This window comes from Nitrospirota bacterium, from assembly GCA_040755395.1.
Classification (GTDB): Bacteria; Nitrospirota; Nitrospiria; order Nitrospirales; family Nitrospiraceae; genus DATLZU01.
Genome location: JBFMAX010000001.1, coordinates 402,285 through 426,771 on the forward strand (window position 1 = coordinate 402,285; position 24,487 = coordinate 426,771).

At 62.3% G+C, this 24,487-nt stretch carries 22 protein-coding genes; 9 read left to right on the top strand and 13 right to left on the bottom strand.

Going from position 1 to position 24,487, the window contains the following annotated elements:
• Positions 1-17: 17 nt before the first annotated feature.
• The 4 genes from AB1555_02090 to asnS form a co-directional block, all read right to left on the bottom strand.
• Complete coding sequence (locus AB1555_02090) at positions 18-1,727, bottom strand: penicillin-binding protein 2 (protein ID MEW6245479.1); 1,710 nt, start codon at positions 1,725-1,727, stop codon at positions 18-20.
• A complete protein-coding gene (gene ftsL, locus AB1555_02095) occupies positions 1,728-2,060 on the bottom strand; it encodes a cell division protein FtsL (protein ID MEW6245480.1) in 333 nt (110 codons plus the stop codon).
• A gap of 12 nt (positions 2,061-2,072) precedes the next feature.
• Positions 2,073-2,981 (bottom strand): 16S rRNA (cytosine(1402)-N(4))-methyltransferase RsmH, encoded by a 909-nt coding sequence (rsmH, locus tag AB1555_02100; GenBank protein MEW6245481.1) that lies wholly within the window; start codon positions 2,979-2,981, stop codon positions 2,073-2,075.
• 404 nt (positions 2,982-3,385) lie between these two features.
• On the bottom strand, positions 3,386-4,678 hold the full coding sequence (gene asnS, locus AB1555_02105; GenBank protein MEW6245482.1) for an asparagine--tRNA ligase: 1,293 nt from the start codon (positions 4,676-4,678) through the stop codon (positions 3,386-3,388).
• Between the two features lie 207 nt (positions 4,679-4,885).
• Here asnS and AB1555_02110 point away from each other — a divergent pair, with 207 nt between their 5' ends.
• Complete coding sequence (locus AB1555_02110; protein ID MEW6245483.1) at positions 4,886-5,932, top strand: hypothetical protein; 1,047 nt, start codon at positions 4,886-4,888, stop codon at positions 5,930-5,932.
• Between the two features lie 17 nt (positions 5,933-5,949).
• On the opposite strand, the gene AB1555_02115 is transcribed toward AB1555_02110, so the two are convergent.
• A complete protein-coding gene (locus tag AB1555_02115; GenBank protein MEW6245484.1) occupies positions 5,950-6,897 on the bottom strand; it encodes a hypothetical protein in 948 nt (315 codons plus the stop codon).
• On the opposite strand from AB1555_02115, the gene AB1555_02120 reads away from it, so the two are divergent.
• Positions 6,890-7,078 (top strand): hypothetical protein, encoded by a 189-nt coding sequence (locus tag AB1555_02120; protein ID MEW6245485.1) that lies wholly within the window; start codon positions 6,890-6,892, stop codon positions 7,076-7,078. The two genes, AB1555_02115 and AB1555_02120, sit on opposite strands and share 8 nt — an antisense overlap.
• Before the next feature lie 33 nt (positions 7,079-7,111).
• Here the strand turns inward: AB1555_02120 and AB1555_02125 are convergent, their stop codons facing one another.
• The 8 genes from AB1555_02125 to AB1555_02160 all read right to left on the bottom strand — a co-directional run bounded on the left by AB1555_02125 (position 7,112) and on the right by AB1555_02160 (position 15,430).
• Positions 7,112-7,609, bottom strand: a complete 498-nt coding sequence (locus AB1555_02125) for a YajQ family cyclic di-GMP-binding protein (GenBank protein MEW6245486.1) — start codon at positions 7,607-7,609, stop codon at positions 7,112-7,114.
• A gap of 18 nt (positions 7,610-7,627) precedes the next feature.
• The gene (locus AB1555_02130) at positions 7,628-9,619 is read right to left on the bottom strand and encodes a carbon starvation CstA family protein (protein ID MEW6245487.1); all 1,992 of its coding nucleotides are present in this window, start codon (positions 9,617-9,619) and stop codon (positions 7,628-7,630) included.
• Between the two features lie 132 nt (positions 9,620-9,751).
• A complete protein-coding gene (locus AB1555_02135) occupies positions 9,752-10,747 on the bottom strand; it encodes a lysylphosphatidylglycerol synthase transmembrane domain-containing protein (protein MEW6245488.1) in 996 nt (331 codons plus the stop codon).
• On the bottom strand, positions 10,740-12,209 hold the full coding sequence (locus tag AB1555_02140; GenBank protein ID MEW6245489.1) for a CDP-alcohol phosphatidyltransferase family protein: 1,470 nt from the start codon (positions 12,207-12,209) through the stop codon (positions 10,740-10,742). The genes AB1555_02135 and AB1555_02140 overlap by 8 nt, the downstream gene beginning before the upstream one ends.
• 133 nt (positions 12,210-12,342) lie before the next feature.
• Positions 12,343-13,065 (bottom strand): phosphocholine cytidylyltransferase family protein, encoded by a 723-nt coding sequence (locus AB1555_02145; GenBank protein ID MEW6245490.1) that lies wholly within the window; start codon positions 13,063-13,065, stop codon positions 12,343-12,345.
• Positions 13,062-14,156: an alanine--glyoxylate aminotransferase family protein gene (locus AB1555_02150; protein MEW6245491.1), complete on the bottom strand. Its 1,095-nt coding sequence runs from the start codon at positions 14,154-14,156 to the stop codon at positions 13,062-13,064. The genes AB1555_02145 and AB1555_02150 overlap by 4 nt, the downstream gene beginning before the upstream one ends.
• Positions 14,157-14,266: 110 nt before the next feature.
• On the bottom strand, positions 14,267-14,845 hold the full coding sequence (locus tag AB1555_02155; protein MEW6245492.1) for a thiamine pyrophosphate-dependent enzyme: 579 nt from the start codon (positions 14,843-14,845) through the stop codon (positions 14,267-14,269).
• An 87-nt stretch (positions 14,846-14,932) separates the two neighbouring features.
• A complete protein-coding gene (locus AB1555_02160; protein ID MEW6245493.1) occupies positions 14,933-15,430 on the bottom strand; it encodes a thiamine pyrophosphate-binding protein in 498 nt (165 codons plus the stop codon).
• 150 nt (positions 15,431-15,580) lie between these two features.
• Here AB1555_02160 and AB1555_02165 point away from each other — a divergent pair, with 150 nt between their 5' ends.
• The 7 genes from AB1555_02165 to AB1555_02195 all read left to right on the top strand — a co-directional run bounded on the left by AB1555_02165 (position 15,581) and on the right by AB1555_02195 (position 24,483).
• A complete protein-coding gene (locus tag AB1555_02165) occupies positions 15,581-16,129 on the top strand; it encodes a hypothetical protein (GenBank protein MEW6245494.1) in 549 nt (182 codons plus the stop codon).
• Positions 16,130-16,208: 79 nt separating this feature from the next.
• Positions 16,209-16,811 (top strand): hypothetical protein, encoded by a 603-nt coding sequence (locus AB1555_02170; GenBank protein ID MEW6245495.1) that lies wholly within the window; start codon positions 16,209-16,211, stop codon positions 16,809-16,811.
• A 73-nt stretch (positions 16,812-16,884) separates the two neighbouring features.
• Complete coding sequence (locus tag AB1555_02175; GenBank protein MEW6245496.1) at positions 16,885-17,469, top strand: hypothetical protein; 585 nt, start codon at positions 16,885-16,887, stop codon at positions 17,467-17,469.
• Positions 17,470-17,545: 76 nt separating this feature from the next.
• The gene (locus AB1555_02180; GenBank protein ID MEW6245497.1) at positions 17,546-19,225 is read left to right on the top strand and encodes an isocitrate lyase/phosphoenolpyruvate mutase family protein; all 1,680 of its coding nucleotides are present in this window, start codon (positions 17,546-17,548) and stop codon (positions 19,223-19,225) included.
• A 133-nt stretch (positions 19,226-19,358) separates the two neighbouring features.
• Positions 19,359-20,012, top strand: coding sequence for a TetR/AcrR family transcriptional regulator (locus AB1555_02185; GenBank protein ID MEW6245498.1), 654 nt, complete (start codon positions 19,359-19,361; stop codon positions 20,010-20,012).
• The gene (locus AB1555_02190; protein ID MEW6245499.1) at positions 20,009-21,199 is read left to right on the top strand and encodes an efflux RND transporter periplasmic adaptor subunit; all 1,191 of its coding nucleotides are present in this window, start codon (positions 20,009-20,011) and stop codon (positions 21,197-21,199) included. Before AB1555_02185 ends, AB1555_02190 begins: the two co-directional genes overlap by 4 nt.
• Before the next feature lie 80 nt (positions 21,200-21,279).
• Positions 21,280-24,483, top strand: a complete 3,204-nt coding sequence (locus tag AB1555_02195) for an efflux RND transporter permease subunit (protein MEW6245500.1) — start codon at positions 21,280-21,282, stop codon at positions 24,481-24,483.
• The last annotated feature ends 4 nt before the right edge of the window (positions 24,484-24,487 follow it).

Below are 24,487 nucleotides of genomic sequence, written 5' to 3' on the forward strand. Positions count from 1 at the left end.
CTCCCGACCCCCGCCGCTCACATCGCCATCGCCAACTTGACCGTCTCGTTGGACGTCACGCCGAGGTACGGCAGCACTTGCTCGGCGACCCGGCGGAAGACGGGAGCCGCGACGGCCCCGCCCCAGGCTTCCGTCTGCGGCTCATCGATGACGACGATCATCGCCAGGCGAGGGTCGTCGGCCGGCACGTATCCGACGAACGATCCGACGAACTGCGTTGACGAATAGGCGCCGGTCCTGGGATCGATCTTCTGCGCCGTACCAGTTTTTCCCGCGACACGAAAGCCGGGAATCGCCGCCTTCGTCCCCGTCCCCTGCGCCACGACTCCCTCGAGGATACGGCTTAGCGTGCCGGCCGTTTCCGCGGAGATGACCCGCCGCCTGACTTGCGGGGCACCCTGCTTCACCAGACGGCCCCCGGCGTCGCGGATCTCGGACACGATGTACGGCTTCATCAGGAGGCCCCCATTGGCCACCGCCGAAACCGCGGCGATCAGTTGCAGCGGTGTCACGCCGATCTCTTGTCCCATCGCGATGGACGCGAGCGAACGGCGTCCCCAGCTACGCGGATGCTTCAGGAGCCCGGTCGCTTCGCCGGGCAGGTCGATGTCCGTGCGTTCGCCGAACCCGAAGGCTTGCAGGTACCGGTAGAATCGGTTCTCCCCCAAGGCCATGGCCGCCTTCGCGGCCCCGATGTTGCTCGATCGTTGAATGACCTGGGCAAAGGTCATCCAGCCCGACTTCTCATGGTCGTGGATGATCGTGTTCGCGACCGTCATCCGCCCGTGTTCGCCGAATACCAAGGACCCGGGCGTCATGACCTTTTCTTCAAGCGCGGCGGCGCCGACGATTACTTTCATCGTCGAGCCCGGCTCATAGGCGTCCGTCAGCGCCTTGTTGCGCCATCGATCGGGAGACAGCGCCGCAACGGCGTTCGGATCGAAGCGAGGACTGACGGCGAGGGCCAGCACCGCCCCGGTCCGCGGCTCCATGGCGACGAGGATGCCCGACTTCGCATGCGCGGCGTTGACGGCCGCTTCCAGCTCCTTCTCCGCCACATACTGAATGACCTCATCGATCGTCAGCGTGAGACTGTGGCCGGAGGCCGGCGTCTGCTCCCTCAGGTCCTTCGGGAACACGGTGCGCCCCAGCGCATCGCGCTGCAGCACGACCATCCGCTTTTCCCCGTGCAGATAGGTTTCATACCGACGCTCCAGGCCCTCCAATCCTTGCCCGTCCATTCCGGCGAACCCCAGCACGTGAGAGAGCAGCGGGCCCTTGGGATAAAAGCGGCGACCCTCCATGACGATACCGATTCCGTCGAGGGGCATCCGCTCCAATCTCCGACCCTGATCCGGATCCAGCTTGCGCGCCAGCCAGACGAAGCTGCGGTCCTGTTTGAGCTTCCGTTCGATCTCGGCGGCCCGGACGTGGAGGACGGGGGACAGGTAGCGGGCCACCCCGCTCGGGTTATCCAGCGAAGCCGGCACCCCGAACACCGACGGCACCTCGACGTTGATGGCGAGCACTTTCCCGTGTCGGTCGTAAATGGCGCCCCGCGGTCCTTCCAGCGTGACCGTCTTGCTGTGCTGTCGATCCGCTTTCACGGTCAGCTCGGCCGCCTGCAACACTTGCAGGTTGAACAACCGGATCAGGACGACGGCAAACCCGGCCATGAATACCAGCGCGACCGCGAACCGCCGCCCCCGATAAGAAGAACCTGTCACCTACCGCACCCTTCTCAACGCGTCGCTCTTGGCCAGCCGGATTTCGAACTCCGCCGGTGCGGCGGGCGACGGCGCCTCAGGTTCCAACCGGACCAGCACCACCTGATCCTGCCGAGGCGGAACCATTCCCAATTTTTCCGTCGCCACCTTCGCGATCCGTGCCGGCGACGTGAGCGACGAGACTCTGACCTGCAATTCATCCCGCTCCCGTTCGAGACGGACTTTGTCCGATTTCAGCCGCTCGATGTGATAGCCGAGCCTCACGATGTCGACCCGTTCCCACACAAACGCGAGCAGGAGCGACATGGCCGCCAGGAGCGTCAACGTTTTCATCGGCGCATCTCCTTATGGCAGACGCTCGGCCGCGCGCAGCTTGGCGCTGCGGGACCGAGGGTTCCGACTTCTTTCCTCCTCGGTCGCCGTCCGCGGCTTTTTGGTCAGAACGGCCAACCGGGCATCCGGTCTCCGCGATAACGACCGGAACGTCTCTTTCACAATGCGATCCTCCAGCGAGTGGAACGCAATCACGCACAGCCGTCCCTTGGGAGCCAGCACGTCGGCGGCGTCGCGGATCGCGGGACCGAGCACGGCCAACTCCTGATTCACGGCGATCCGCAGCGCTTGAAACGTGCGCGTCGCGCAATGAATGCGCCCATGAGCGTAGGAAGCCGGCACGGCCTGTGTGATCACGCCGACCAGCTCGGACGTGGTGCGAAGCGGTCTTCTTTCGCGGGCCCGCACGACGGCTCTCGCGATCCGCCGCGCAAAGCGCTCTTCGCCGTAGCGATAAATCACATCCGCCAGGTCGCGCTCGGACAGGCGGTTGACAAGTTCTTCCGCGGTCGTGCCGCCTGCTCGATCCATACGCATGTCGAGGGGGCCGTCCGCCAGGAAGCTGAATCCTCGCTCGGGCCGGTCGAGCTGAACCGAGGAGACCCCGAGATCGAACACCACTCCGTCCACCTTCTCTATGGCCAGCGAACGCAGACAGTGCTTCAGATCGCTGAAGTTCGTTTTCACGAGATGCGTCCTGGCCTCGAATGGCCGGAGTCTCTGCCGCGCGGCCGCAATGGCGTCGTCATCGCGGTCCATTCCAATCACCATGCCGTCCGGTCCGCAGCGCTCAAGGATCGCAGCCGCGAACCCGCCTTGCCCGACTGTGCAGTCGAGATATCGCCCCCCCGGACGGCATACCAGATAGGCCAAGACCTCTTGCAGCATGACCGGAACATGGCCGTAATCTTCGGCACTTATGTTTTCTCCACTCTCATCCACTTCTTCCCACTTTCCGGGTGGAGTATACACGCCGGCAAAGACTTGTCAACAGAAATTTCATAGGCTTGGAAACATTTTTGAGAGTCTGCCTCTTCACGAACCAAACACGCCGGTCTCCGCAGTTTTCAATTCAGGGCTCTTTCCTGCTTCACATCAAACACTCCTCCTTAAACACTCCTCCTTACCCATCCCCGCATGGGCCGGAAATCCGGCCTGGCCAAACTCGCCGCCCGCCGTTTCAGACGTCAGATTCTTGCGCTCGGTATGATGAGCCGCGAGGAAAGGAAATCGAGAAGTTGGAACGATCCGGATCGTTGGAGAGAAGAAAAGGTCCATGACCGCGACCCCGCTGTTCAGGGACATCGCGAAAAGAGAGTGTTCCTTCAGGGATAGAGCTTATACAACATGCGGGGGAAAGGAATCGTCTCGCGCACGTGGTCGAGACCGCAAATCCAGGCAACCGCGCGCTCGATCCCCATACCGAACCCGGCATGAGGCACGGAGCCGAAACGCCGCAAGTCGAGATACCACCGGAACGCTTCTTCGGGCAGCTTATGTTCACGAATACGCGCCAGGAGCTTGTCATATTCGTGGATACGCTGCCCACCGCCGATGATCTCGCCGTACCCTTCCGGCGCCAACACATCCATACAGAGCGCCAGTTCGGGCCTCGCAGGATCGTTCTGCATATAGAAGGCCTTCAACGCGGTGGGATAGCGGTGCACGACAACCGGTCGATCGAACTCGTTCGATAACAGGGTTTCCTCGTCGCCGCCGAAATCGTCTCCATATTGAATCGGATTGCCCTTTGTTCGGAGCAATGAGACGGCTTCCTCATAAGTGATGCGGGGGAAGGGAGGCTTCACCCGCTCGAGTTTGCCGACATCGCGCTCCAGTGTCGCCAGTTCCGCGCGGCGAGCGGAGAGAACCCGCTCCACAATATACGTCAGGAACTCTTCAGCCAGATCCATCATGTCCGGCAACTCGGCGAAGGCGACTTCCGGCTCGACCATCCAAAACTCCATCAAATGCCGCCGCGTCTTCGATTTTTCCGCCCGAAACGTCGGTCCAAAGCAATAGACCTTGCCGAACGCAGCCGCGGTCGCTTCGCTGTAAAGCTGCCCGCTCTGGGTGAGATAGGCGGTCTCGTCGAAATATTGAGTCTGAAACAGCGTCGTAGTCCCTTCGCACGCGTTCGGAGTAAAGATCGGCGCATCGACCAGCACAAAGCCTCGTTCGTCAAAAAAGGTCCGGCACGCGCGTATGATTTCATGCCGAATTCTAAGAACGGCGTGCTGGCGGCTGGACCTCAGCCAGAGATGCCGGTGCTCCATCAGGAACCCGACGCCGTGTTCCTTGGGTTGAATCGGAAACGGTTCGGCGATCTGGACCGGCTCGATCCGCGAGACGTCCAGTTCATACCCGCCGGGCGCCCGCGGGTCTTGCCGCAGCCGGCCGGTCACAATCAGCGAAGACTCTTGAGTGAGTTGGGCGGAGATGCCGAACTGCTCCTCCCCCACGGCCCCCTTGCTGACGACCGCTTGCAGGTCGCCGGTCCCGTCCCGGACGATGAGAAAATGCAGCTTGCCGCTCTCGCGACGGTGCCTCAGCCACCCGCGGATCGTCACTTCCCGGCCGGCATAACGAGCCACATCTTCAATGTAGATCACCGTCATATTGCCTCGCGAACCCCTGATTTTACGGGACCTTTTCGGCGCTCGCAGCCTATCTGATTCGTGCAAAGCATTTCAAGGGTGGCGGAAATCGAGGTTTCGTTGACTTTTCCCAAAGGCGGGCGCCACAATGCCCATCGAGCAACGCTGTGCACGGATCGAGCGCGGGCGATCTCTCGGTCTTTGTTCTGTCTTTCACGGGGGCGGTCGATGTTTCTCCTGTGGGCCTTTCTCATCGTGAGCGGACTTGCCCTGGACAGTGCCGTTGCCGCTCCGCCCATTGACTATTGCTCCGAACGCACACCGGACCAGCAGCTCGGCGCCGCGCTGCACCCGGAGCGAAAGTCGGGCCCTGTTCCTGAGCCCGGCTGTGTCCCTCTGGTGGAAAAGAGGGAGAAAAAGCGCACGCGGGAAGATTCAGGAACGGATGTCGAAAAGCCCCGGCGCGAACTCAAGATCGAACATCTTGAAGGCGAGGTCACGGTGTTCCTTGAAACCTATCGAAGGTTTCTGGATTGCTGCAAAACGGACCCGGCGGAGCTCGAGACGATCGAAGATCTCGGCGACGAAGTAGCGGATCTGTTGGCGATGGCGCAATCCAAACTTTTCAGCGAACAGCTCAAACTCCGAGGGTTCACCTTTCGCGATTTGATTGCTCCCGTCGCCAAGGCCAGGGCCGACCTCCAGAAACTCAGGCACCGGCTGGAACGGATCGGCGAGCTCCGCGATCAGCGCAGCACACTCGATTTTGAAGGGGCCGGGAAAGTCGATCTGGAGATTCGAGCCCTTGAGGAGTCGATCCAGCAGGAGTTTCGCCCGGTCCAACTCCCTTCCGGCCCGAAGACCGGTCTGACGATCGGCTCCACACCCGCAACCGGGACAGAAATCGGAAAGACCCCGAAGACCGGAACGAGCATCGGATCGGCAGGACTGAACGTCAACGAAGGAGGACTCGGGCTTACGCCCAAGACCGGCCGAGAAATCGGGGCAACAGGCCCGACAGGATTCGAAATCGGCAATGCGCCTCGCGCAGGGCCGGCGGTCGGAGAATCGACCCTCAACAGCGATCCGTCCGCCGTAGGTTCCACGCTTCCCCGCTCGATGGTCGGATCCGATCTGCAGGACTCGACCGTGGACTCGAGTCTTGGTTCGTCGACGATCGGCTCCGATCTGCCGGACTCCACGATCAATTCGACACTCGGCGGATTTTCCGTCGGTTCGTCGCTCCAAAACCGCAGCACGCGCCCCGAGCCATAACAACATCCGGCCGGCAATTATTCAGCGGCCTTCACCGACGGCATCGGCTCCCACGTCTCGCCGCCGTCACGGCTGCGATACAGACCGCTCCCGTTGGTCCCCACGAAGAAGGTCTTCGGATCGATCGGGCTTTGGGCGATCGAGCGCACGTTCAGCGTCGCCAAACCCGTGTTGAGCGTTTTCCACGTCGCGCCGCGATCCTCACTCCGAAATACCCCTTCGCGACCGATCACGTACAGCACGCCGGCACGGGATCGGTCGAGCAGCATGGAAATGATCATCTGGTCCGGCAGCGACTTCCCGATACGAGTCCAGGACTGAGCCGCATCGGTCGACTTATAGAGCCCACTCAACGTGGCGGCGTACACCGTATTGGGTTCGTAGGGATCCACGTGGATCGCCGTCACATTCAACGCGCGGGAGGATTTCACCAGCTCCGGCGGCACCAGGCCGTTGTTGACTTTTTCCCAATGCGCGGCCCGATCGACGGATTTATACACGCCGCCGCTCGTTCCCGCATACATGATCGACGGGCGGGTCGGATCGAGGCAAAGGCTGACGACCATCAACACTTCCTTCATCCCGTTCATCCGCTTCTCCCAGGTCTCCCCGCCGTTTGTTGACTCGAACACTCCCATCGTCGTGGCCGCAAAGAGATGCGTATTGTCGGTCGGGTCGAACACGAACTGATTCACCACGGACGTAATCGTCGCATCGTCCAACCCCGCCCGCTGGGACACCCACCGCTGTCCTCCGTCGTAGCTCTTGTACACCGCGTCGCCTTTGGTTCCGGCGTAGACCGTCGCGGGATAGACCGGATCGACGGCCATCGAGATCACCCGGGAATGACTCATGCCTCGCGAGATGTTCTGCCAGGTCTTCCCGCCGTCCCGGGTCTTATAGATGTAGTCGTTCGTCGCGACGTATATGATGTTGGGATTCGTCGGATGGAGCTGAATGACCACGATCGGATCGCTCCGGCTGCAGCCGGCTAGCGCGACGGCGGAGAAGCACAAGATCGCGAGCATCCTCTTGAGGAGGGAATCGCAAGCGGGAGCCGCCGGTGCTGGGAAAGGCGAGAAAGAATGCACGCTCGAACCCGAGGCGTACGTCGCCGTCTTACGTCGAAGGGAAGCACACGACTGAGAACACGGTTGGGATCTGTTCCGGCATGCCGGCTCAACGGTAATTCACAAACTGGAGATCGATGCCGAACTCTTTCTGCTTGAGCAATGCGATCGTCGCCTGCAGTTCGTCTTTGCTCTTGCTCAGGACCCGCACGTGATCGCCTTGGATCTGCGCCTGGACCTTGAGCTTGGCGTCGCGAATCTCTTTGGAGATTTCCTTGGCCTTTTCCGAAGGAATCCCGCTCTGGATCGTAATCACCTGCCGCACGGTTCCGCCGAGCGCCTCCTCGACTTTCCCGTAGTTCAACGCCTTCAGCGAGACGTTGCGCTTGACGCATTTGGTTTTCAGGATTTCCAGCACGGCCTTGAGCCTATACTCGTCGTCCGACGCCACGGTCAGCTTCTTGTCTTTCTCCTCCAGCGTCAATTCGGTCTTGGAGTTCTTGAAGTCGAACCGCTGCCGAATCTCCTTCAGAGTTTGATCCACCGCGTTCTTCATTTCCTGCATGTCGACTTGCGACACGACATCGAATGAAAACTGATCGGCCACCGGAAAGCCTCCTCCGTTTTAACAACATCCGTTGATTGGAAACTGCGCCCCGCCGCATGCCGTCGGATGCGCCCGCGCGGCTGACCCGCCGCCGATGACGACCACCTCACTGCTCGTGAAGGGCCGTTTCAAGACCAGATACCCGTACCACTGCGTCGCGCTGTCCGTTAACACAATCATCGCCAACAGCGCCACGGTCGCGACCAGCGCGGCATCGAGATACAACGCGAACGCCTGTCCCGCCGCGCTCACTGCGGCCGCTTTCCCCAGAAACAGGCCGAACATTTCATAACAGCCGGTCAGCGTGATGGCGCCGACAAAGACCATCGGAATCGAGGTCACCCATAGGAAGCGCCACTTCCGCATCTTGATCAACACCGTCGTTCCGATGCACAGCGCCAAGGTCCCCAGCAACTGATTCGCCGCACCGAACATCGGCCAGATCGTCGAGATGCTGCCGGTGCCGATGAGATACCCCCAGGCCGCCACGACCGCGGCGCTGCTGGCGATCACCCCCGGCCACCAGCCAATGTGACGCAACGGCGCGTAGAAGCGTCCGCCCAACTCTTGGATCAGATACCGCGCCACCCGCGTGCCGGTGTCGATCGTCGTCAGGATGAACAGAGCTTCAAACACCAACGCGAACTGATACCAATACGCCATCAAGCCGGCCATGCCGGGCAAGGCCGCGAAGATGGACGCCATGCCGACCGCCAAGGACACGGCTCCGCCGGGCCGTCCGGCGACCTCGACTTCGACCATCTGCGAGAGTTCCTGAATGCGCGCGACGGGAAACCCCATCGCGGCCAGCGCATCCGCGGACAGCGTCGTGTTGATCGCCAGGTAGTCGCCGGGGATCAGCACCGACGCCGCGATCAACGCCATCACGCCGACGAAACTCTCGAGCAGCATCGCGCCGTACCCCACTGGGGCGTGGGACTCGCGCTCGATCATCTTCGGCGTCGTGCCCGATGAGACCAACGAATGGAAGCCGGAGATCGCCCCGCAGGCGATCGTGATAAAGAGGAACGGAAACAACGCGCCGGGAATGATCGGCCCGCCGCCGTGAGCGAACGCCGTGACGCGCGGCATCTCGACCGTCGGCGCCATCATCATCACGCCTAGGCCGAGCAACGCCACGACGCCCAGTTTCATAAACGTCGACAGATACCCCCGGGGCACGAGCAACATCCACCCGGGCAGAACCGAGGCGAGAAACCCGTAGCCGGCCAACAACCACACCAGCGTGGACCGTTCATATTCGAACCAGTGCGCGACCGGCGACTGCGCCACAACCCGCCCGACGATCACCGATACGATCAACAGCGCCACGCCCAGCGCCGACACCTCACCCACCCGGCCGGGGCGGAACCTCTGGAGATAATACCCCATAAGGAAGCCGATCGGGATCGTCATCGCGATGGTGAAGGTCCCCCACCCATTGCGATACAAGGCGTTCACGACCGCGAATCCGAGACCCGCCAACGCCACGACGACGATAAACAGCACGGCCACCGCCGTCGCCGTGCCGGTGACGGCCCCCAATTCGTCGCGCGCGATCTCCGGCAGCGAGCGGCCGTTCCGCCGCATCGAGGCGACCAGAATGATGAAGTCCTGCACCGCGCCGGCCAGCACGGCGCCGATCACCAGCCAGAGAAATCCGGGCAGAAAACCGAACTGCGCCGCGAGCACCGGTCCCAGCAGCGGCCCCGCTCCGGCGATCGCCGCGAAATGATGGCCGAACAGGATGTACTTGTTGGTGGGATGAAAGTTGACGCCGTCGTTCAATCGATGCGCCGGGGTGATGCGCAAATCATTCAGTTCGACGACCCGGCTCGCGAGCCAGCGGCCGTAAAACCGAAACGCCAGCACATAGAAGCAGGCGGCCGCGACAACCAGCCAGAGCCCGTTCACCTTTTCGCCGGGGTTGACGATGCCGGCGACAAAGCCGAACGCGGCGGCGCATATCACCGCCGTCAAAGCCCAGACGAGCGTCCTCAGAGCCTTCATGCGACGTATCCTAACAAGGCGTCGAACACCTGTAAACGGGGACAGGAGACATGAGGAAGGAAAGAATGGCGGCGGTGCAACGAAACGGAGTCGGATCAGTGGCTTCCGCGCCCGCACATCCAGCGCGCGGAGTTATGACCGGATCGGTGCCGGCTCCTTCCGATATCCTAATGCAGCGAGACACAACAACCCGATCGCAATCCACACCAACTCCCGAAATCGCCGCAACAGGGCGAAGGTCATGCCGGTCACTTCGTCGTATCCGAAGGCGGTGAGGAGCAGCAGGTTGCCGCCGTCCTGGGCGCCCAGGCTGCCGGGGATGAAGAACGTCCCGCCTTTGATGAAGACGGAGAGCGCGCCGATGGAGACGGCCGAGAGAAGCTCCGCCGGCCCGCCCAGATAGTCAATCATGACGTACACCTCCAACGCCTCGGCGAGCCACCCCAGGAAGAACATGCCCGTCGAGGAATAGAACCCGCGCCGGTTGTGGGAATAGAATTCGAGGATCGTCCTGTCCAGGGACCGCAGCTTGTCCTCACGCGCTTCAAGATAGGCGATGCTGACGCCGGCCTTCCGCAGCATCGTCAGCAGCCACGTAAAGACGCCCCGGCGTTGTACGACGATGAACGCCGCCGCGCCGAACGCGAGCAGGCCGACGCTCACGAAAGCCGCCAGCACGGTTTGCCCGGACGAACTCGACCCGTCGAGCAGCCAGAACGCGAGCGCCACGCCGAGGAGAATGAACAGCACCTGCGCGATCGTCATCGTGGTCTTGGCGATCACGACCGACGCAAGCCCCTCCACCATCGAGACTCGATACCGCTTGAGGAAATACGCCTTGAGCGGCTCGCCGCCGACGTAGGCCGTCGGGGTGGTCATGTTCACGACCTCGCCGGCCGTCCGGATCGCCAGCAATCGCCAGAACGGCACGGCAACCGCACGGGACCCGAGCGTCAGGCGCCAGCCATACGCTTCGAGTACATACATCAACACTGAAGGAAGGAGCATGACGAGCAAGGCGCCGGGACCGAGCTGGGCCGCCGCGTTGTAGATTCGAGCAGGCCCGATATGCCACACGAGCGCAACGAGCGCGAGGAGACCGAGGAGCAGGAGGAAGAGTTTAACCACGCGAGCCCAGCGAAGGGCGGATGACCCACGCCATGATCATCCAGAACACCGTCGACCCGATCGCCGCCAGCCACAAGAACCAGTCAAGCTTGCCGATCAGCGCAAAGAGCAGCACGACCACCGAGAAATCGCGGCTGGCCACGTTCTTGAGCATGAAGTCCGACCAGGCCGCTTGGACGGGATTGTTCCAACCGCGCGTCGAACGGATCTTCTGCGCGCGGCTCACGAGCCAGAACGAGCAGGCGTTCCCCAGCACCGCGGCGGCGCCCAAGACCAAGGGGATCCACGCGCCGTCGCTTCCGCCGTGTTGGGTATACGCACCCCAGGCGATGCCGGCGAAGATCGCCATGTGGACGACGTTGTCGGCCGCGATGTCCAGCCAGGCGCCGAACGGCGACTCGGCGAAGGTCAGCCGAGCCACTTCGCCGTCGCAGCAATCGATGACCGCGGCCAGTTGGAAGAGCAGCGCGGCGATCACGCCGGCCGCGTAGCCGCCGACGGCGAAACACGCCGCCGCCGCCAGCCCGATGACCGTGGAGACGATCGTGACGGCGTTGGGGGAGAGCCGCAGCGCGAGAAACAGCTTGGTGAAGAGCTTCGAGACCTTCCGGTTGAAGTAGCGATCAACGAAGCCTTCGAATTCGCCCGTCAAGGAGCTGAAGAGGGTCTGCTCGGCCGCTTTCACGCCGGACGCATCTCGCACATCCTGATACCACTGCCCGGGACCCGCTTGAGCGGGCATGACTCTGACCCGGCCGTCGAGGGCGGCCTGCTCCAGAATACGCCTGATCGGATGGGGCGTGGACGGTCTCGAGACGGCCGCCTGACTCGAGCGGGAACTCGACGACAGACTCGGCTGGAGCGCGGTGCCGAGCAGGCCGGCCGGCAAAACCAGGAGATCGGCTGCGACGCAACTTTCGGTCGGTTCATCGGGGGCAGCCAGCGCGACCAAGCGATCCGCTTCATATCGGACGGGAGGGTTGCCGGGGCTCCCCCGTCGCCACGAGCCTTCGGCGTCGAGAACGACCAGCGTGACCTCCCCGTCCTGCAGCCTCTCGCGCAGCCGTTCGATCAGTCCTTTGGAAAAGACCGCCTGCGTGCTCGCAATCAGGCAAAACCCTTTGACGTCCTCGGCCAGCGCCTCCCAGGTTCGCGGATCGTCGGGCGGAAACTCGCGCACCGGCCGCCACCGCACCGGAACGGTCACCGCCGGGCCCCGACGTAACGCCCGCTTGAGCGCCTCCTCTTCGCGGCCGGCAAGGACGATCAGTTGATTCACCCCCGCACGCTCAAGCGTCAAGACCGCGCGCTGAAACAGCGTGAGTCCTCCGACCTTGGTCAGCGGACCGATGCCCTCGGACAGGCCCCGTTTCCCATCGGCGAACACGCCCGCCGTGGTCACCAGAATCGCCGTCGTCAGCCCCTGCACGTCCGTTCGCTTCTGAACTGCGCTTTCACCCATACGAGAAGCCGTCCAGGATCAACAGGTAAAAACCGTCATTGGTCAAGGGTCACTGGTTGGTGATCGGGCATGGGCGGCGGGCCTTTCTTTTCTCCATAGACTATTGACCAATGACCATTGGCTTTCTTGGACCTTATTCCAGCATCGGCAAGATGTCCCGTTCCGCCCGCACGACATCTTCCGGGAAATCGATCTCGGTCCAAGGCAGACCGCCGATTTTCTCGTGCCCCACCTTCACGTCCTGAAAGAATTGCAGCAGGCCGTCTTCGTACTCCATGTCCCACAGGTCGCGATCCACATAACCCTTGAGCGAGTTCACCAAGTGTTGCGCGTCGCCGTGTCGGACTTTCAGGAACCCCACGCCCTCCCCCGCGTAATCGTACTGCGACGGCATCTTCTTGGTCAGCGCGATCACCCGCCCGCCGCGCACCACGACCATGCATTCCTCTCCCTGCTGCTTGACCGTCTCGTCCATCAGCAACGCGTTGGGCCACGGCGAGTGGACCAGCCGGCGGAGGATCTCCCGATGAAACAGCACGTCCGCATCCATGATGAGCGCGTCGTCGTCCAGTTCCGTCCGGGCCAGCCACAGAGACGAGATGCTGCCGCGGTGATACTGCTCGTTGACGAGGTAGGTAACGGCCACGCCGCAACAGGTCGATCCCGCCACGGCCCGGATCATCTCCCGCTTATACCCGACGACGATCGTCGCTCGCCTGACGCCCAAGCCCGCCAACGTGTCCAGGTACCGAAGAAGGAGCGCGCGTCCGCCGAATTCGATGAGGCACTTCGGACGATGCTGCGTAATGGTCCAGAGCCGCTTGCCGACTCCGGCCGCGAGGATGACGGCTTTCATGTGCGGACGGCCGCGCTCTCCAGAACGCGCTCGAAGGCTTGGAGAAACCCTTCGATCTGCTGAGGCGTCAGGGCGCCCATGTTCGCGACGCGGAAAATCTTGCTTTCCAGCTGCCCCTGACCGGCGTAAATCACGTAGCCTTGCTCTTTCAGCCGATCGTGCAGAGTCTGATAGGCCAAGCCGGCGGGGAGATAGTAGGACGTGATCGTGTTGGATTGCAGCTCCGGCGCGAGAACCGGCTTGATCCCCAGGGCGCTCATCCGCCGGCGGATGAGCGCCGCGGCTTTTCCGTAACGTTGAATCCGGTTCGCGACCCCTTCTTCCAGCAGTTCATTCAACGCCTCGTCGAAGGCGTAATACAACTGGACCGCCGGCGTGAAGGGAATGGCTTCTTGACCGTCTTCGTCGAAATAATGAATGAGATGCAGGTACCAGGATCGCTTCGGATAGCTCTTCAACCGCTCCATGAATCCCCGGCGGACCAAGACGAAGGACACCCCGGGGAACCCCTGGATGCATTTCCCCGCTGTCCCCGCCACCATATAGATATGTGACCCGGCGATATCCAGCGGCTCGCCCGCCAGGCCGCTCACGGAATCAAGAATGAAGACACGATTCTGGCTGTCCACCACGTCCGCGATCTCTTTGACCGGGTTGATCAAGCCGGTCGTCGTCTCGTGGTGCACCATGGCGACCGCGTGCACCTCGGGATGCTGCCGGAGCGCCAGCCGGAGCTTTTCCGGATCGGGCCGCATCCCCCACTCCAGCTTAAACTCGGAGACACCGAGGCGGTGGAGGCCGACCATGTTGGAAATCCGCTCCCCGTAGACCCCGTTGTTGATGACGAGGACTCGCTTCCCGTGCGGAATCGAGGACAGGACCGCCGACTCGACCGCGGCGGTGCCCGATCCGGTCAGGACGATCGCCGCATATTCGGATTCGGCGCCCGGCACGAACGCCTTGAGGAGCTTGTGGCGGATGCCGCGCAGCAGCTCCACGAACTCGGACTCGCGATGGCAGATATCCGGGCGGTGCAGCGCCTGCCGCACGCGCTCGGACACGTTGACGGGACCGGGATTCAGCAAAATCACTGCGAACCTCCGTCAAATGTCATTGGTCAACCGTCAAGCGTGCCACGAGAGCCATGCCCAAACCTGTTGACCGCGCTTCACCCTTGACGAATGACCATCGACGTATGACGTCATTCTATCGCTTTCATAAACCGCCTGGTGATCTCCGGCGGCTCCAGCATCACCCGGCCCGCGTCCTCCGCCAGCTCGTTGACCTTCACGAGCAGAAAACTCGGGCCGTCTTTCCCGAGCATGTCCTTGAACTCGTACACGAGATCTTCGCGTTCGCGCACCCGTTCGACGTTCACATACCCGGCGGCTTTGGCCACCAGGTCCAGCCGCACGACGTTCGAGATCGTCGGCTGGTTGCCCGTGCTGCCGTACACTTCGTTGTCGAAGACGACATGGATAAAGTTCTTGGGCCGCAACGCGGCGACCGTCGCCAACGTGCCCATGCCCATCAGGACATTCCCGTCGCCGTCGAAAATCACGACCTGTTTGTTCGGTTTCGCCAAGGCCACGCCCAATCCGATGGCCGGCGCCACTCCCATCGATCCGATCATATAGAAATGAGTCGGACGATCGGCGATCTTGAACGCCTCGCGTGACGGAAATCCGTTGCAAATAATCACCGGCTGGTCGGTGAGCAACTCCAACACCGCCGCGATCGCCTGGGCCCGGCTGATCAACGTCCCCTGTTCAGGCCTCATTGTCAGCTTGTTCCCCCGACCGTCGCGCAACTGGAGCGCCACCGCATTTCCGGATTCCCGCGCGTCTCGCCATTCCAGCCCGTTCTCTCACGGCTGCAACCCTTTCACCACTCCCTTCTGGATCAGCAGGGCCACCGGGATACGCCGTTCCATGAAGGTCTCCGCCACCCACTTCAGATCATCCATGACCGTCTGTTCCGACAGCGTCCGATGCGGGATCCGCACCGTGTCCAGCAGTTGCGTCATGGTCTGCCCCATGACCAAGTGTTCCGGCGCGTCTTTCCCTTGGAAGCCCCGCCACGAGACGATCAAGATACAGGGTTGACGGTAGATCAGATTGAGCGACATCAGGGTGTTCAGCGAAGTGCCCAGCCCGGAGTTCTGCATCAACACGGCCGGAATCCTGCCCGCCATGTAGGCGCCGGCCGCCATCGCGACGGCCTCGTCTTCCCGGACAGCCGGCACATAGACGCGCCGCTCCATTAATTCGGCGATGATCCCGCCCAGGATGGAATCCGGCACACCGGTGAAGAAATTGACCCCTCTATCCTGGAGCGCCTGAACGAACGCATCGCTTTCAATCACGTCCACGCCACCGGGGTACAAACCGCATCGTCAACCCGCCCCCAAAGCGGGTCGCATTATAGCCAAGCACCGGAGCATTCTCAACCGAGCGCAGTTGCGTTGCCGTCACGACCATGCTAGCGTGCTGCTGCAACGCAGGAGCGTGGCTGCATGTTCCTGGTCAGACAAGTTCGCGCCAGCGTCGCACTGACCTGCAGTCTGATCACCGTCGGATGGCTTATCCCGCAGTTCAGCCTCCTGCCGGCCCGCGCCGTCGTCACGATGGTGAACGACCCCAAAGGCTTTCATGACATTCCCTGGGGCCTCCCGCTGGCAAATCTTCCGAACCTCAAGCTGATCCACTCCGGCACGCTGATTCAGGATTACGAACTGAAAGACGGCTCGCCTACGCTGGGCGACACGCCGGTCGACAGCATGCGATTCTCCGCCGTCGAGGGGAAGTTCGCGCGGGTCATGATCCGCTACCGCGGGCAGAAAACACATGAGCAAGTGCTGACCTATCTGCAAAACCGCTTCGGCCGAATCGAGCGCATTCCGGGTCAGATGGTGCGCGGCTTGACCCAGCAATACACCTGGCGGGGCACGGATACGGAGATCAATCTGACGTATGAGGCGAACGGCGAGCGCGGCTTCGTGTTCTTCGAGAGCCGCACGCTTGCGCCCCGGTTCAACGAAGGGATGTCGGAGACCGGGGAATGAATTGCCTGACGGCGGAACCGATGCCGGGCTTCTGAAGCCTGTTCCGAAGCGCGGGAAAACCCAACGACAGGGGGCAGATATGGACGCTTCATTGACTCGTCGCCTCGTCAAGCGCCTGTTCACACCCTGCGGCCAAGCCCGGCCTCCATACACGGCCGGCTTACGGATCCGGTTCTGCTTCGCCGGATTTCTCCTCCTCACTGCATCACCGGCCGGCGCCGTGCCCATGACCAATGACCCCAAAGGGTTCGAAGGCATCCCCTGGGGCGCCGCCTTCTCCGAGACCGCGAACTTTGTGGTCGCCGAAGAAGCAGGGCGCATCAAGGGCTATGAGCTCAAGGGCGGGCCCCCGCCTCTAGGCCCCGCCCCAGTGGACTCCATGCGGTTCATGACCGTCGACGGGAAGTTTGCAAGGGTCATCGTCAAGTATCACGGAAGCGACACCCACCGGAAAGTCGTCGGCTATCTCCAGGCGAAGTTCGGCCCTCTCGATGCGTCGCCGGGACAAATCGCCGGCGGCGCGTTTCAAGAGTACGCGTGGCAGGGCGAGGAAAGTCAGATCAGCCTGACCTATAATAAGCGACGGGACCTGGGGGTCATTTTCTTTGAAAGCCGTGCCCTTGCCCCCTCCTTCGCCGAAGGCATGATGCCGATCCCCGATCTCGGCGGCGCGACGTTTTGATCGATTGTCGCGAAGACACGCGGGGGCTTGTCTTCTTCATTATTTTCATTCCGCAACGGACGGAGGTGGGGTCATGAATACCTTGTCGATTCCGCGACCTTTCACTCGAGCGGACACGGCCCTCGCCCAGGCGGCACGCTCACGGACAACCGGCCCCCTGTTCCTTTTCCTCGTCGGGCTGGCGTCCCTCCTTCTCGAATCACCGGCCGGCGCCGTGCCCATGACCAACGACCCCAAAGGGTTCGAAGGCATCCCCTGGGGCGCGACATTCTCGGAAACGGCCACGTTCGTGAAAGTCGAAGAAAGCGGGCGGTTCCAGACCTACGAATTGAAATCGGGGACGCCGCCGCTTGGCGGGGCCCCGGTGGACTCGATGCGGTTTACGACCGTGGACGGAAAATTCGCCCGCGTCACGGTCCGCTACCATGGCCAGGCCGAGCACGACCGAATCATGGCGTACCTCGAATCCCAGTACGGTCCGCTGGACCGGACACCTGGTCAGATCGCGGCCGGCGCCGTGCAGCTCTACTCCTGGAGCGGACCGACGACCGAAGTCACGCTCCGCTACCGGGGGCGGGAGAATCAAGGCATTATTTTCTTCGAGAGCCAGTCGCTGCGTTCATCCTTCACCGAAGGCGCTTCCGCCACCGCGCAGTGAGAGGCGCGCGCCGCAGCGCCGGCCGGGCGAAACTTTTCATTGACAAGCGGCGAGCGTTTTCGCAAGATGCGGCCCCATGCACAACGCGACGAAGCTCCGCCGCCTCTTGCAACGTCCGGGTATCATCAAAGCCGTCGGCGCCCACGACGCCCTCAGCGCGAAGCTGATCGAACAGGCGGGCTTCGACGCCATCTGGGCCAGCGGGTTCGCCATCTCCGCCTCCCTTAAGTGCCTCCCCGACGCGAGCTTCATCACCTCGACCGAGCAGCTCGAGGTCGAGCGTCATATCGCCGAGGCCGTCACCATTCCGATCATCGCCGACTGCGACACGGGCTACGGAAACGCGCTGAACGTGATGCGGACCGTCACCGACCGGGAACGGGCCGGCGTGGCGGCCATCTGCATCGAGGACAACGTGTACCCCAAACGGTGCAGCTTCTACGCCGGCGTCCGCCGTGAACTGGTTCCTATCGAGGAGCACTGTGGAAAGATCAAGGCCGCCAAGGCCGCGCAGACGGTGCCGGATTTCGCGGTGATCGCCAGGACCGAAGCACTGATCGCCGGTTGGGGACGGGAGGAAGCGCTGAAGCGGGCCGAGGCTTACGCGGAAGCGGGGGCCGACGCGGTGCTCATCCACTCGAAGTCGCCGACCTTCGACGAACTCAAAGCGGTCGCGAAAGCCTGGTCCGGCCGCGTCCCGCTGGTCGTCGTGCCGACGATCTTCGATCAGGTGACCGCCGCCGAACTCGAAGACGCCGGCTTCAAGATCGTGATCTACGCCAACCAACTGGTTCGGGCCGGCATCAAAGCCATGCGGGACACGCTCGACATCATCAAACGGGACACCAGGCCCGGATCGGTCAACGACCGCATCGTCAAGCTCAAGGAAGTTTACGACATCGTCGGCGTGCCGCAGATGGAAGAGGACGAGCGGCGCTTCCTGCCGGTCGGCGGCGAGAAGATCACCGCCGTCATCGCGGCGGCCGGCTTCGAGAAGCAGTTGCTGCCGCTGATCGAGGACAAGCCCAAGTGCCTCCTGGACATCAAAGGCAAGACCATTCTCGAACGGCAGGTCGCCGCGCTGAACGAGTGCAACATCAAGGACATCGCCCTGATCAGGGGATACAAGAAGGAAGCCATCACCCTGCCCAACATCCGGTATTACGACAACGATCGATATGAAGAGACCGGCGAACTCCATTCGCTCTTCTGCGCCGAGAACGAGATGAAGGGCCGGACGATCATTCTGTACGGCGACATCATTTTTGAAACCGCGGTGCTGGAGAAACTCCTCAAGAGCCCGGCGGACATCACGCTGGTGGTGGACTTGGCCTGGCATGACGAGAAGCAGCGGGGAGGGCCGCCGATCCACCTCAACCCGGACCTGGTGATGCTGCAGGATCCGCCGGGGAAGAGCTACCTGTTTCGCTACGTCATGCCGGACGAACAGAATCGCGTCGTCAAAATCGGCCAGCACTTGCCGCCCGACCAGGCGCATGCCGAGTTCATCGGGATGGCGATGTTCTCGGAGAACGGCATCAAAGCCTTCACCGAGTGCTACCGCCGGGCGTCGGTCACGTACCGGTCCAAGGGCTTCCACGAGGCCGGCAGCTTCCTCAAAGCCTCGTTCACCGACCTGATTCAAGAACTCATCGACACCGGCCACACGGTCAATTGCGTCCCCATCTTCAAGGGTTGGATGGAAGTGGACTCCTTCGAGGAATACCAGAAGGCCTGGGCGAAACTGCGCCAATAACCTCCGCTCCATCTCCTCGTCTGCGCCCCCGCTCTCTCCACGATTTCGGCTGCATCCGATCGTGCCGCTGCTTGTTCCGCTCGCGATCCCTGTGATAGCATGCGGTGAGTAAACACTTACTCACCGACATTACATGCCCAGACACGCACGTCTCGCGGCCTTGCGCCCTTCGGGTCAGGAACGGCAGGCCAGCCTCATCGCCGCCGCGACGTCGCTCTTCGCCGCCAAGGGCTTCAAGGGGACGACCACCAAAGAGATCGCCAAGGCCGCCGGGGTGAGCGAAGCGCTGGTGTTCAAGTACTTCCCGACCAAGCGCGCGCTCTATGCCGCGATCCTGGCCGAGAAGGCGAGTCTCTCCGAGTTGCTCGAGGCGGTGGATGAGGCGGCGCGGAAGCGCGACGATGCCAGGGTCTTTACGCTGATCGCCGGCTACCGCATCCGGCCCGGCGCCGATCCGACCTTGATGCGCCTGCTGCTCTTCAGCGCGCTGGAGGGACACGAGCTGTCGGACATGTTTTTCAGCAAGCACCATCGCGTCTTTTACGACTACCTGGCGGGATACATCAGGCAACGGATCAGGGACGGCGAGTTCCGCAACGTGGATCCGCTTCTGGCCGCACGAGCGTTCATCGGCATGATCGTGTACCATCGGCTGCTGCATGAGATCTTCCATGTTCCCATGCAGCGCCCGCACGACGAGATCGTCTCCACCTACGTGACCTTGTTTCTCGACGGGCTGCGGGCCCGCCGATCAAACGGCAGGACGCCTCGTCGCAGGCTGCCATGAATCGTATCAGGCAACATCCGATCCTGACCCTCGCGGGGCTGCTGATCGCGGTCGTCGCGGTGCTGGTCGTCTTCCGTCTGAGCAGCAGCAGCGCAAAGGGCGACGGACGGAAGGGCCGCGTGATCACGGTCGGGACGATCACGCCGATCCGGCAGGATTTGGACGTGCGGCTCACCTACACGGCGGATCTCACGCCCAATCAGGTGGTGAACCTGTTTTCACGCGTGGACGGCTATATCGCCAAGATGCACGTGGACAAGGGCGATTTCGTCAAGGCCAATCAGTTGCTGGTCGAAATCGACCACACCGACTTCGTTCACGCGGTCAACCAGGCCAAGGCCAACCTGGCCGCGGCCCGCGCGCGGGTCGCGCAACAGGAGGCCGCCCTCCGCAACGCCACGCTGACCCTCGACCGCATGCAAGCCCTCATCAAGGACCAGTTCGTCTCTCAACAGGATCTGGACAACGCGCAGGTCAATTACGACGCGGCGGTCGCGCAGACGGACACGCTTCGCGCGCAGGTCCGGCAGATGGAGGTCGCGCTGGCCCAAGCCGAGACCAACCTGACGTATTCCTACATCCGCGCCCCCTTCACCGGCTACGTGGCCGAGCGGAATTTGGATCCCGGCGCCTACGTCAGCGGGGCGACCGCCAGCACCAGCACCTTTTCGCGGGGAATCCTCAGTCTGCACGACATCGAGACCGTGCGGACGTTGATCGAGGTGGTGGAGAAGGACGTCCCGCTGGTGCGGATCGGACAAAAAGCGGAGATCAGGGCCGAGGCGTATCCGGACCGGATCTTCGAGGGCACCGTCACGCGGGTCGTCCAGGCGTTGAACCGCGCGACGCGCACGATGACCGTGGAGGTCGACCTGCCCAATCCCGATCACGCGCTTAAAGGCGGCATGTTCGCCCGCGTCGAAGTGATCGTCGGCACGCATCGGAACGCCGTGCAGATTCCGCTGGACGCGCTGACCCGTCTTGAAGACCTTCAATACGTCTACGTCGTCCGCGAGGGCAAAGCCCGCCGCGTGCCGGTGGAGGTCGGCAGCCGCGTCGAGACCCGCATCGAGGTGACGAAAGGCCTGACCGGCGACGAGGAGATCATCGTCTCGGGGAAGGACCTCGTCACGGACGGCACCGCGGTCCAGACCAAACCGCTTGATACCGTGAAACGTGAGACGTAAAACGTGAAACGTAAAAAGGACAGAATTGCATCTCACGCTTCACGCCTTACGCCTCACGCGTCACGCGTCACGTCTTCTGTATGTGGCTGACTCTTCTAGCGCTCAGGAACCGCGTCGGGATCTTGATGCTGTCGCTGGCGATGGTCGTGTTGGGCGCGACCTCGCTGGAACGCCTACCGGTCGATCTCTTTCCCAACATCCAGGTGCCGGTCGCCTTCGTCGGCGTGATCTATAAAGGCGCGCCGCCGATCGACATCGAACAGAGCGTCGTCTATCCCATCGAGAAAGCCGTCAGCTCCGCCTCCAACGTCGAGCACGTGGAATCGTTCTCCAAGCAGGGCATCGGGGCGGTCCAGATTTGGTTCAACTGGGGGGCCGATATCAACGTCGGCCAGATGGAAGTGATGCAGCGCGTCACCCAGATTTTGAACCAGCTTCCACCCGGCATTCTGCAGCCGTTCATCGTCAAGTTCGACGTGTCCAACATCCCCGTGGCGCTCGTGACGGTCTCCGGCGGCAACCTGGACGAGCGCGCGCTGTATGACCTGGCCTATAACACCATCGCCCCGCAGATCGAACAGATCGCCAACGTCGCCGCGGCGACGGTCGAGGGCGGCAAGATCCGCCAGATCAACATCAATCTTGACCCGGCCCTCTTGCAGGCCAGGGGGTTGTCGATCCTGGACGTGGTCAAGGCCGTCAAGGCGGCGAATCTCATCCTGCCGTCGGGCGATATCAAAGCGGGCAATCTGGACTATAACGTCTTCACCAACAATCAGTTCAAGACCGTCGAGCCGATTGCGGACGTCGTCGTCAAAGTGAACCAGCAGGGAAATCCGGTGCGGGTGCGCGATCTCGGCGTCGTCACGGACTCGTCGGACATTCAAACCAACATCGTGCGCACGGACGGCCAGCGGTCGGTCTATCTCCGCGTGAACAAGCAGCCGGTCGCCAACACGGTCGAAGTCGTGGACGCGCTCCGGCGGGCGATCCCGAAGATGGTCGGCATTCCGCCCGGGGTGAAGCTGGGTATCTCGTTCGATCAGTCCGTGTACATCCGGCAATCGATCAAGAATCTCGGCGAACAGGCCCTGCACGGGTCCGTGCTCGCCGCGGCCGTGATCCTCGTCTTCTTGCGCAACCTGACCAGCACGCTCATCATCTCCGTCGCCATCCCGCTCTCCATCATGGTGACGTTCATCGTGCTCTACTTTACGGGCCAGACGCTCAATGTCTTCACGTTGGGCGGGCTCGCGTTGGGCGTCGGTCGTCTCGTGGACGACTCGATCGTGGAACTGGAGAACATTCAGCGCCACCTCAACGCCAATCAACGCCGCTGGGAAGCCATTCTCGACGCGGCCCGTGAAGTGGCCATGCCGATTTTCGCGTCGACCGTCACGACCGTCGTCGTCTTCCTTCCCATTTTTTTCGTCGTGGGCATCGCCAAGCTGCTCCTGATTCCCCTCACGTTGACGATCGCCATCGCGCTGTTCACCTCGTTCTTCGTCTCGCGGACCGTGACCCCCGCGCTCTGCTACAAATTCCTCAAGCCGGAGCACGAGGCGCACCGCGCGATGCCGGCGTGGTTCGTCCGCGTCATGGACTGGAGCCGCAGCCGGTACGAAGCGTTGGATCAGGGCTATGAACGGACCTTGCGCTGGGTCCTGGCGCATCGTCGCACGCTGATCGTCACGATCGTCCTGTTGTTCGCCGGTTCGCTGGCCTTGCTTCCCTTTATCGGGACCGAATTTCTTCCCGTGACGGACGAGAGCCAGTTTCGGATCGTGCTGCGCGCGCCGGTGGGACAACGGGTCGAGAAGACGGAGCGGCAGGTGGCGGAGGTCGAACGGGTCCTGCGGGAAAACATCCCGCCCGAGGAATTGGAGACCATCGTGTCCAGCACCGGCGTGCTGGCGCAGGGTCGATCGTCGCTCTTCAACCCCAACACCGGTCCGCATACATCGATCATCCAGGTCTATCTGAAGCCCCCGGACAAGCGGAAACGGAACCAGATCCAGATCATGAACGACGTGCGGCCCAAGGTGTTGGCGCTCTTTCCCGGCGTCGCGATGTTTTTCGACCCGGGCGGGCTGGTGAAGCGGGTGACCAGTTTCGGATCGCAGAAGGCCGTGGACGTGGAAATCTACGGCTATGAGCTGGACAAGGCGCGGGAGGTCATCCGGCAGGTCGAAGCGATCATGCATCAAACGCCCGGTCTCGCGGATATCGAAGTCAGCCGGGAGGAAAACTATCCCGAAGTGAACGTCCTCGTCGACCGGGAGAAGGCCGCGCTGCTCGGCATCAGCGAGACCGACGTGGCGAACGCCGTGCTGTTCTCCTTGAACGGAAACGGCCAGACGGACCCGATCATCTACACCGATCCGCAAAACGGCAACGAGTACTATATCAGCGCCTGGCTCGCCGAAGAATACCGGAAGGACCTGACCGATCTGGAGAACATCGTCCTGACGACCAAGAACGGCGAACCGGTTCTGCTGAAGAACGTGGCGTCGCTGAAGCTCAACGCGGGGCCCGTGAAGATCGACCGCAAATACTTCCAGCGGGTCGTGCACATCACGGCCAACCCGGTCAACCGCGACCTCGGCTCGATCGCCGCCGATCTGGAGACCGCCTTCGCCGCGCTGCAATTGCCGCCGGGCTTCAGCATCCGGCTGGCCGGACAGATCCAACAGCAACGGGAAACGTTCGAAGGTCTGATTTTCGCGAGCGCCTTGGCGCTGATCCTGGTCTATATGGTGATGGCCGCCCAGTTCAAATCTTTGCTCGATCCCTTCATCATCATGTTCTCCGTCCCGATGGGCTTCCCCGGAGTCATCCTGATCCTGTTCCTCACCAATACCACGCTGTCCACCACCTCCATGATGGGGGTCATCATGATGCTGGGCATCGTGGTCTCGAACGGGGTCCTGCTGGTGGACTACACCAACGTCCTCCGCCGGCGCGGCGTCCCGTTGCACGACGCGGTTCTCCTCGCCGCCCGCACCAGGTTGCGGCCGATCCTCATGACCTCGCTGGCGACGGTCTTCGGCCTCATGCCGATGGCCATCGGATTCGGCACCGGCGGCGAAACCAACGCACCGCTGGCCCGCGCCGTCGTCGGCGGCCTCAGTGTCTCGACCGTTCTGACGCTGTTCCTGATTCCGACGCTGTACCTGATCCTGGAGGAGCGCTTCCCACGGAGGCTGGAGGAGGAACTGTCGGACACGAGCGGGAACGGACGATCCCTCCAACCGGGGGAAATTCCTACACCGGCCCTTCGTTGAAAGC

What these genes read in the sequence shown, in the direction of transcription:
- ftsL (MEW6245480.1), bottom strand. Translation starts at nt 2,060, where the DNA reads ATGAAAACGTTGACGCTCCTGGCGGCCATGTCGCTCCTGCTCGCGTTT.
- asnS (MEW6245482.1), bottom strand. Translation starts at nt 4,678, where the DNA reads ATGACGGTGATCTACATTGAAGATGTGGCTCGTTATGCCGGCCGGGAA.
- AB1555_02110 (MEW6245483.1), top strand. Translation starts at nt 4,886, where the DNA reads ATGTTTCTCCTGTGGGCCTTTCTCATCGTGAGCGGACTTGCCCTGGAC.
- AB1555_02120 (MEW6245485.1), top strand. Translation starts at nt 6,890, where the DNA reads ATGACCACGATCGGATCGCTCCGGCTGCAGCCGGCTAGCGCGACGGCG.
- AB1555_02130 (MEW6245487.1), bottom strand. Translation starts at nt 9,619, where the DNA reads ATGAAGGCTCTGAGGACGCTCGTCTGGGCTTTGACGGCGGTGATATGC.
- AB1555_02140 (MEW6245489.1), bottom strand. Translation starts at nt 12,209, where the DNA reads ATGGGTGAAAGCGCAGTTCAGAAGCGAACGGACGTGCAGGGGCTGACG.
- AB1555_02145 (MEW6245490.1), bottom strand. Translation starts at nt 13,065, where the DNA reads ATGAAAGCCGTCATCCTCGCGGCCGGAGTCGGCAAGCGGCTCTGGACC.
- AB1555_02155 (MEW6245492.1), bottom strand. Translation starts at nt 14,845, where the DNA reads ATGAGGCCTGAACAGGGGACGTTGATCAGCCGGGCCCAGGCGATCGCG.
- AB1555_02165 (MEW6245494.1), top strand. Translation starts at nt 15,581, where the DNA reads ATGTTCCTGGTCAGACAAGTTCGCGCCAGCGTCGCACTGACCTGCAGT.
- AB1555_02170 (MEW6245495.1), top strand. Translation starts at nt 16,209, where the DNA reads ATGGACGCTTCATTGACTCGTCGCCTCGTCAAGCGCCTGTTCACACCC.
- AB1555_02175 (MEW6245496.1), top strand. Translation starts at nt 16,885, where the DNA reads ATGAATACCTTGTCGATTCCGCGACCTTTCACTCGAGCGGACACGGCC.
- AB1555_02180 (MEW6245497.1), top strand. Translation starts at nt 17,546, where the DNA reads ATGCACAACGCGACGAAGCTCCGCCGCCTCTTGCAACGTCCGGGTATC.
- AB1555_02185 (MEW6245498.1), top strand. Translation starts at nt 19,359, where the DNA reads ATGCCCAGACACGCACGTCTCGCGGCCTTGCGCCCTTCGGGTCAGGAA.
- AB1555_02190 (MEW6245499.1), top strand. Translation starts at nt 20,009, where the DNA reads ATGAATCGTATCAGGCAACATCCGATCCTGACCCTCGCGGGGCTGCTG.
- AB1555_02195 (MEW6245500.1), top strand. Translation starts at nt 21,280, where the DNA reads ATGTGGCTGACTCTTCTAGCGCTCAGGAACCGCGTCGGGATCTTGATG.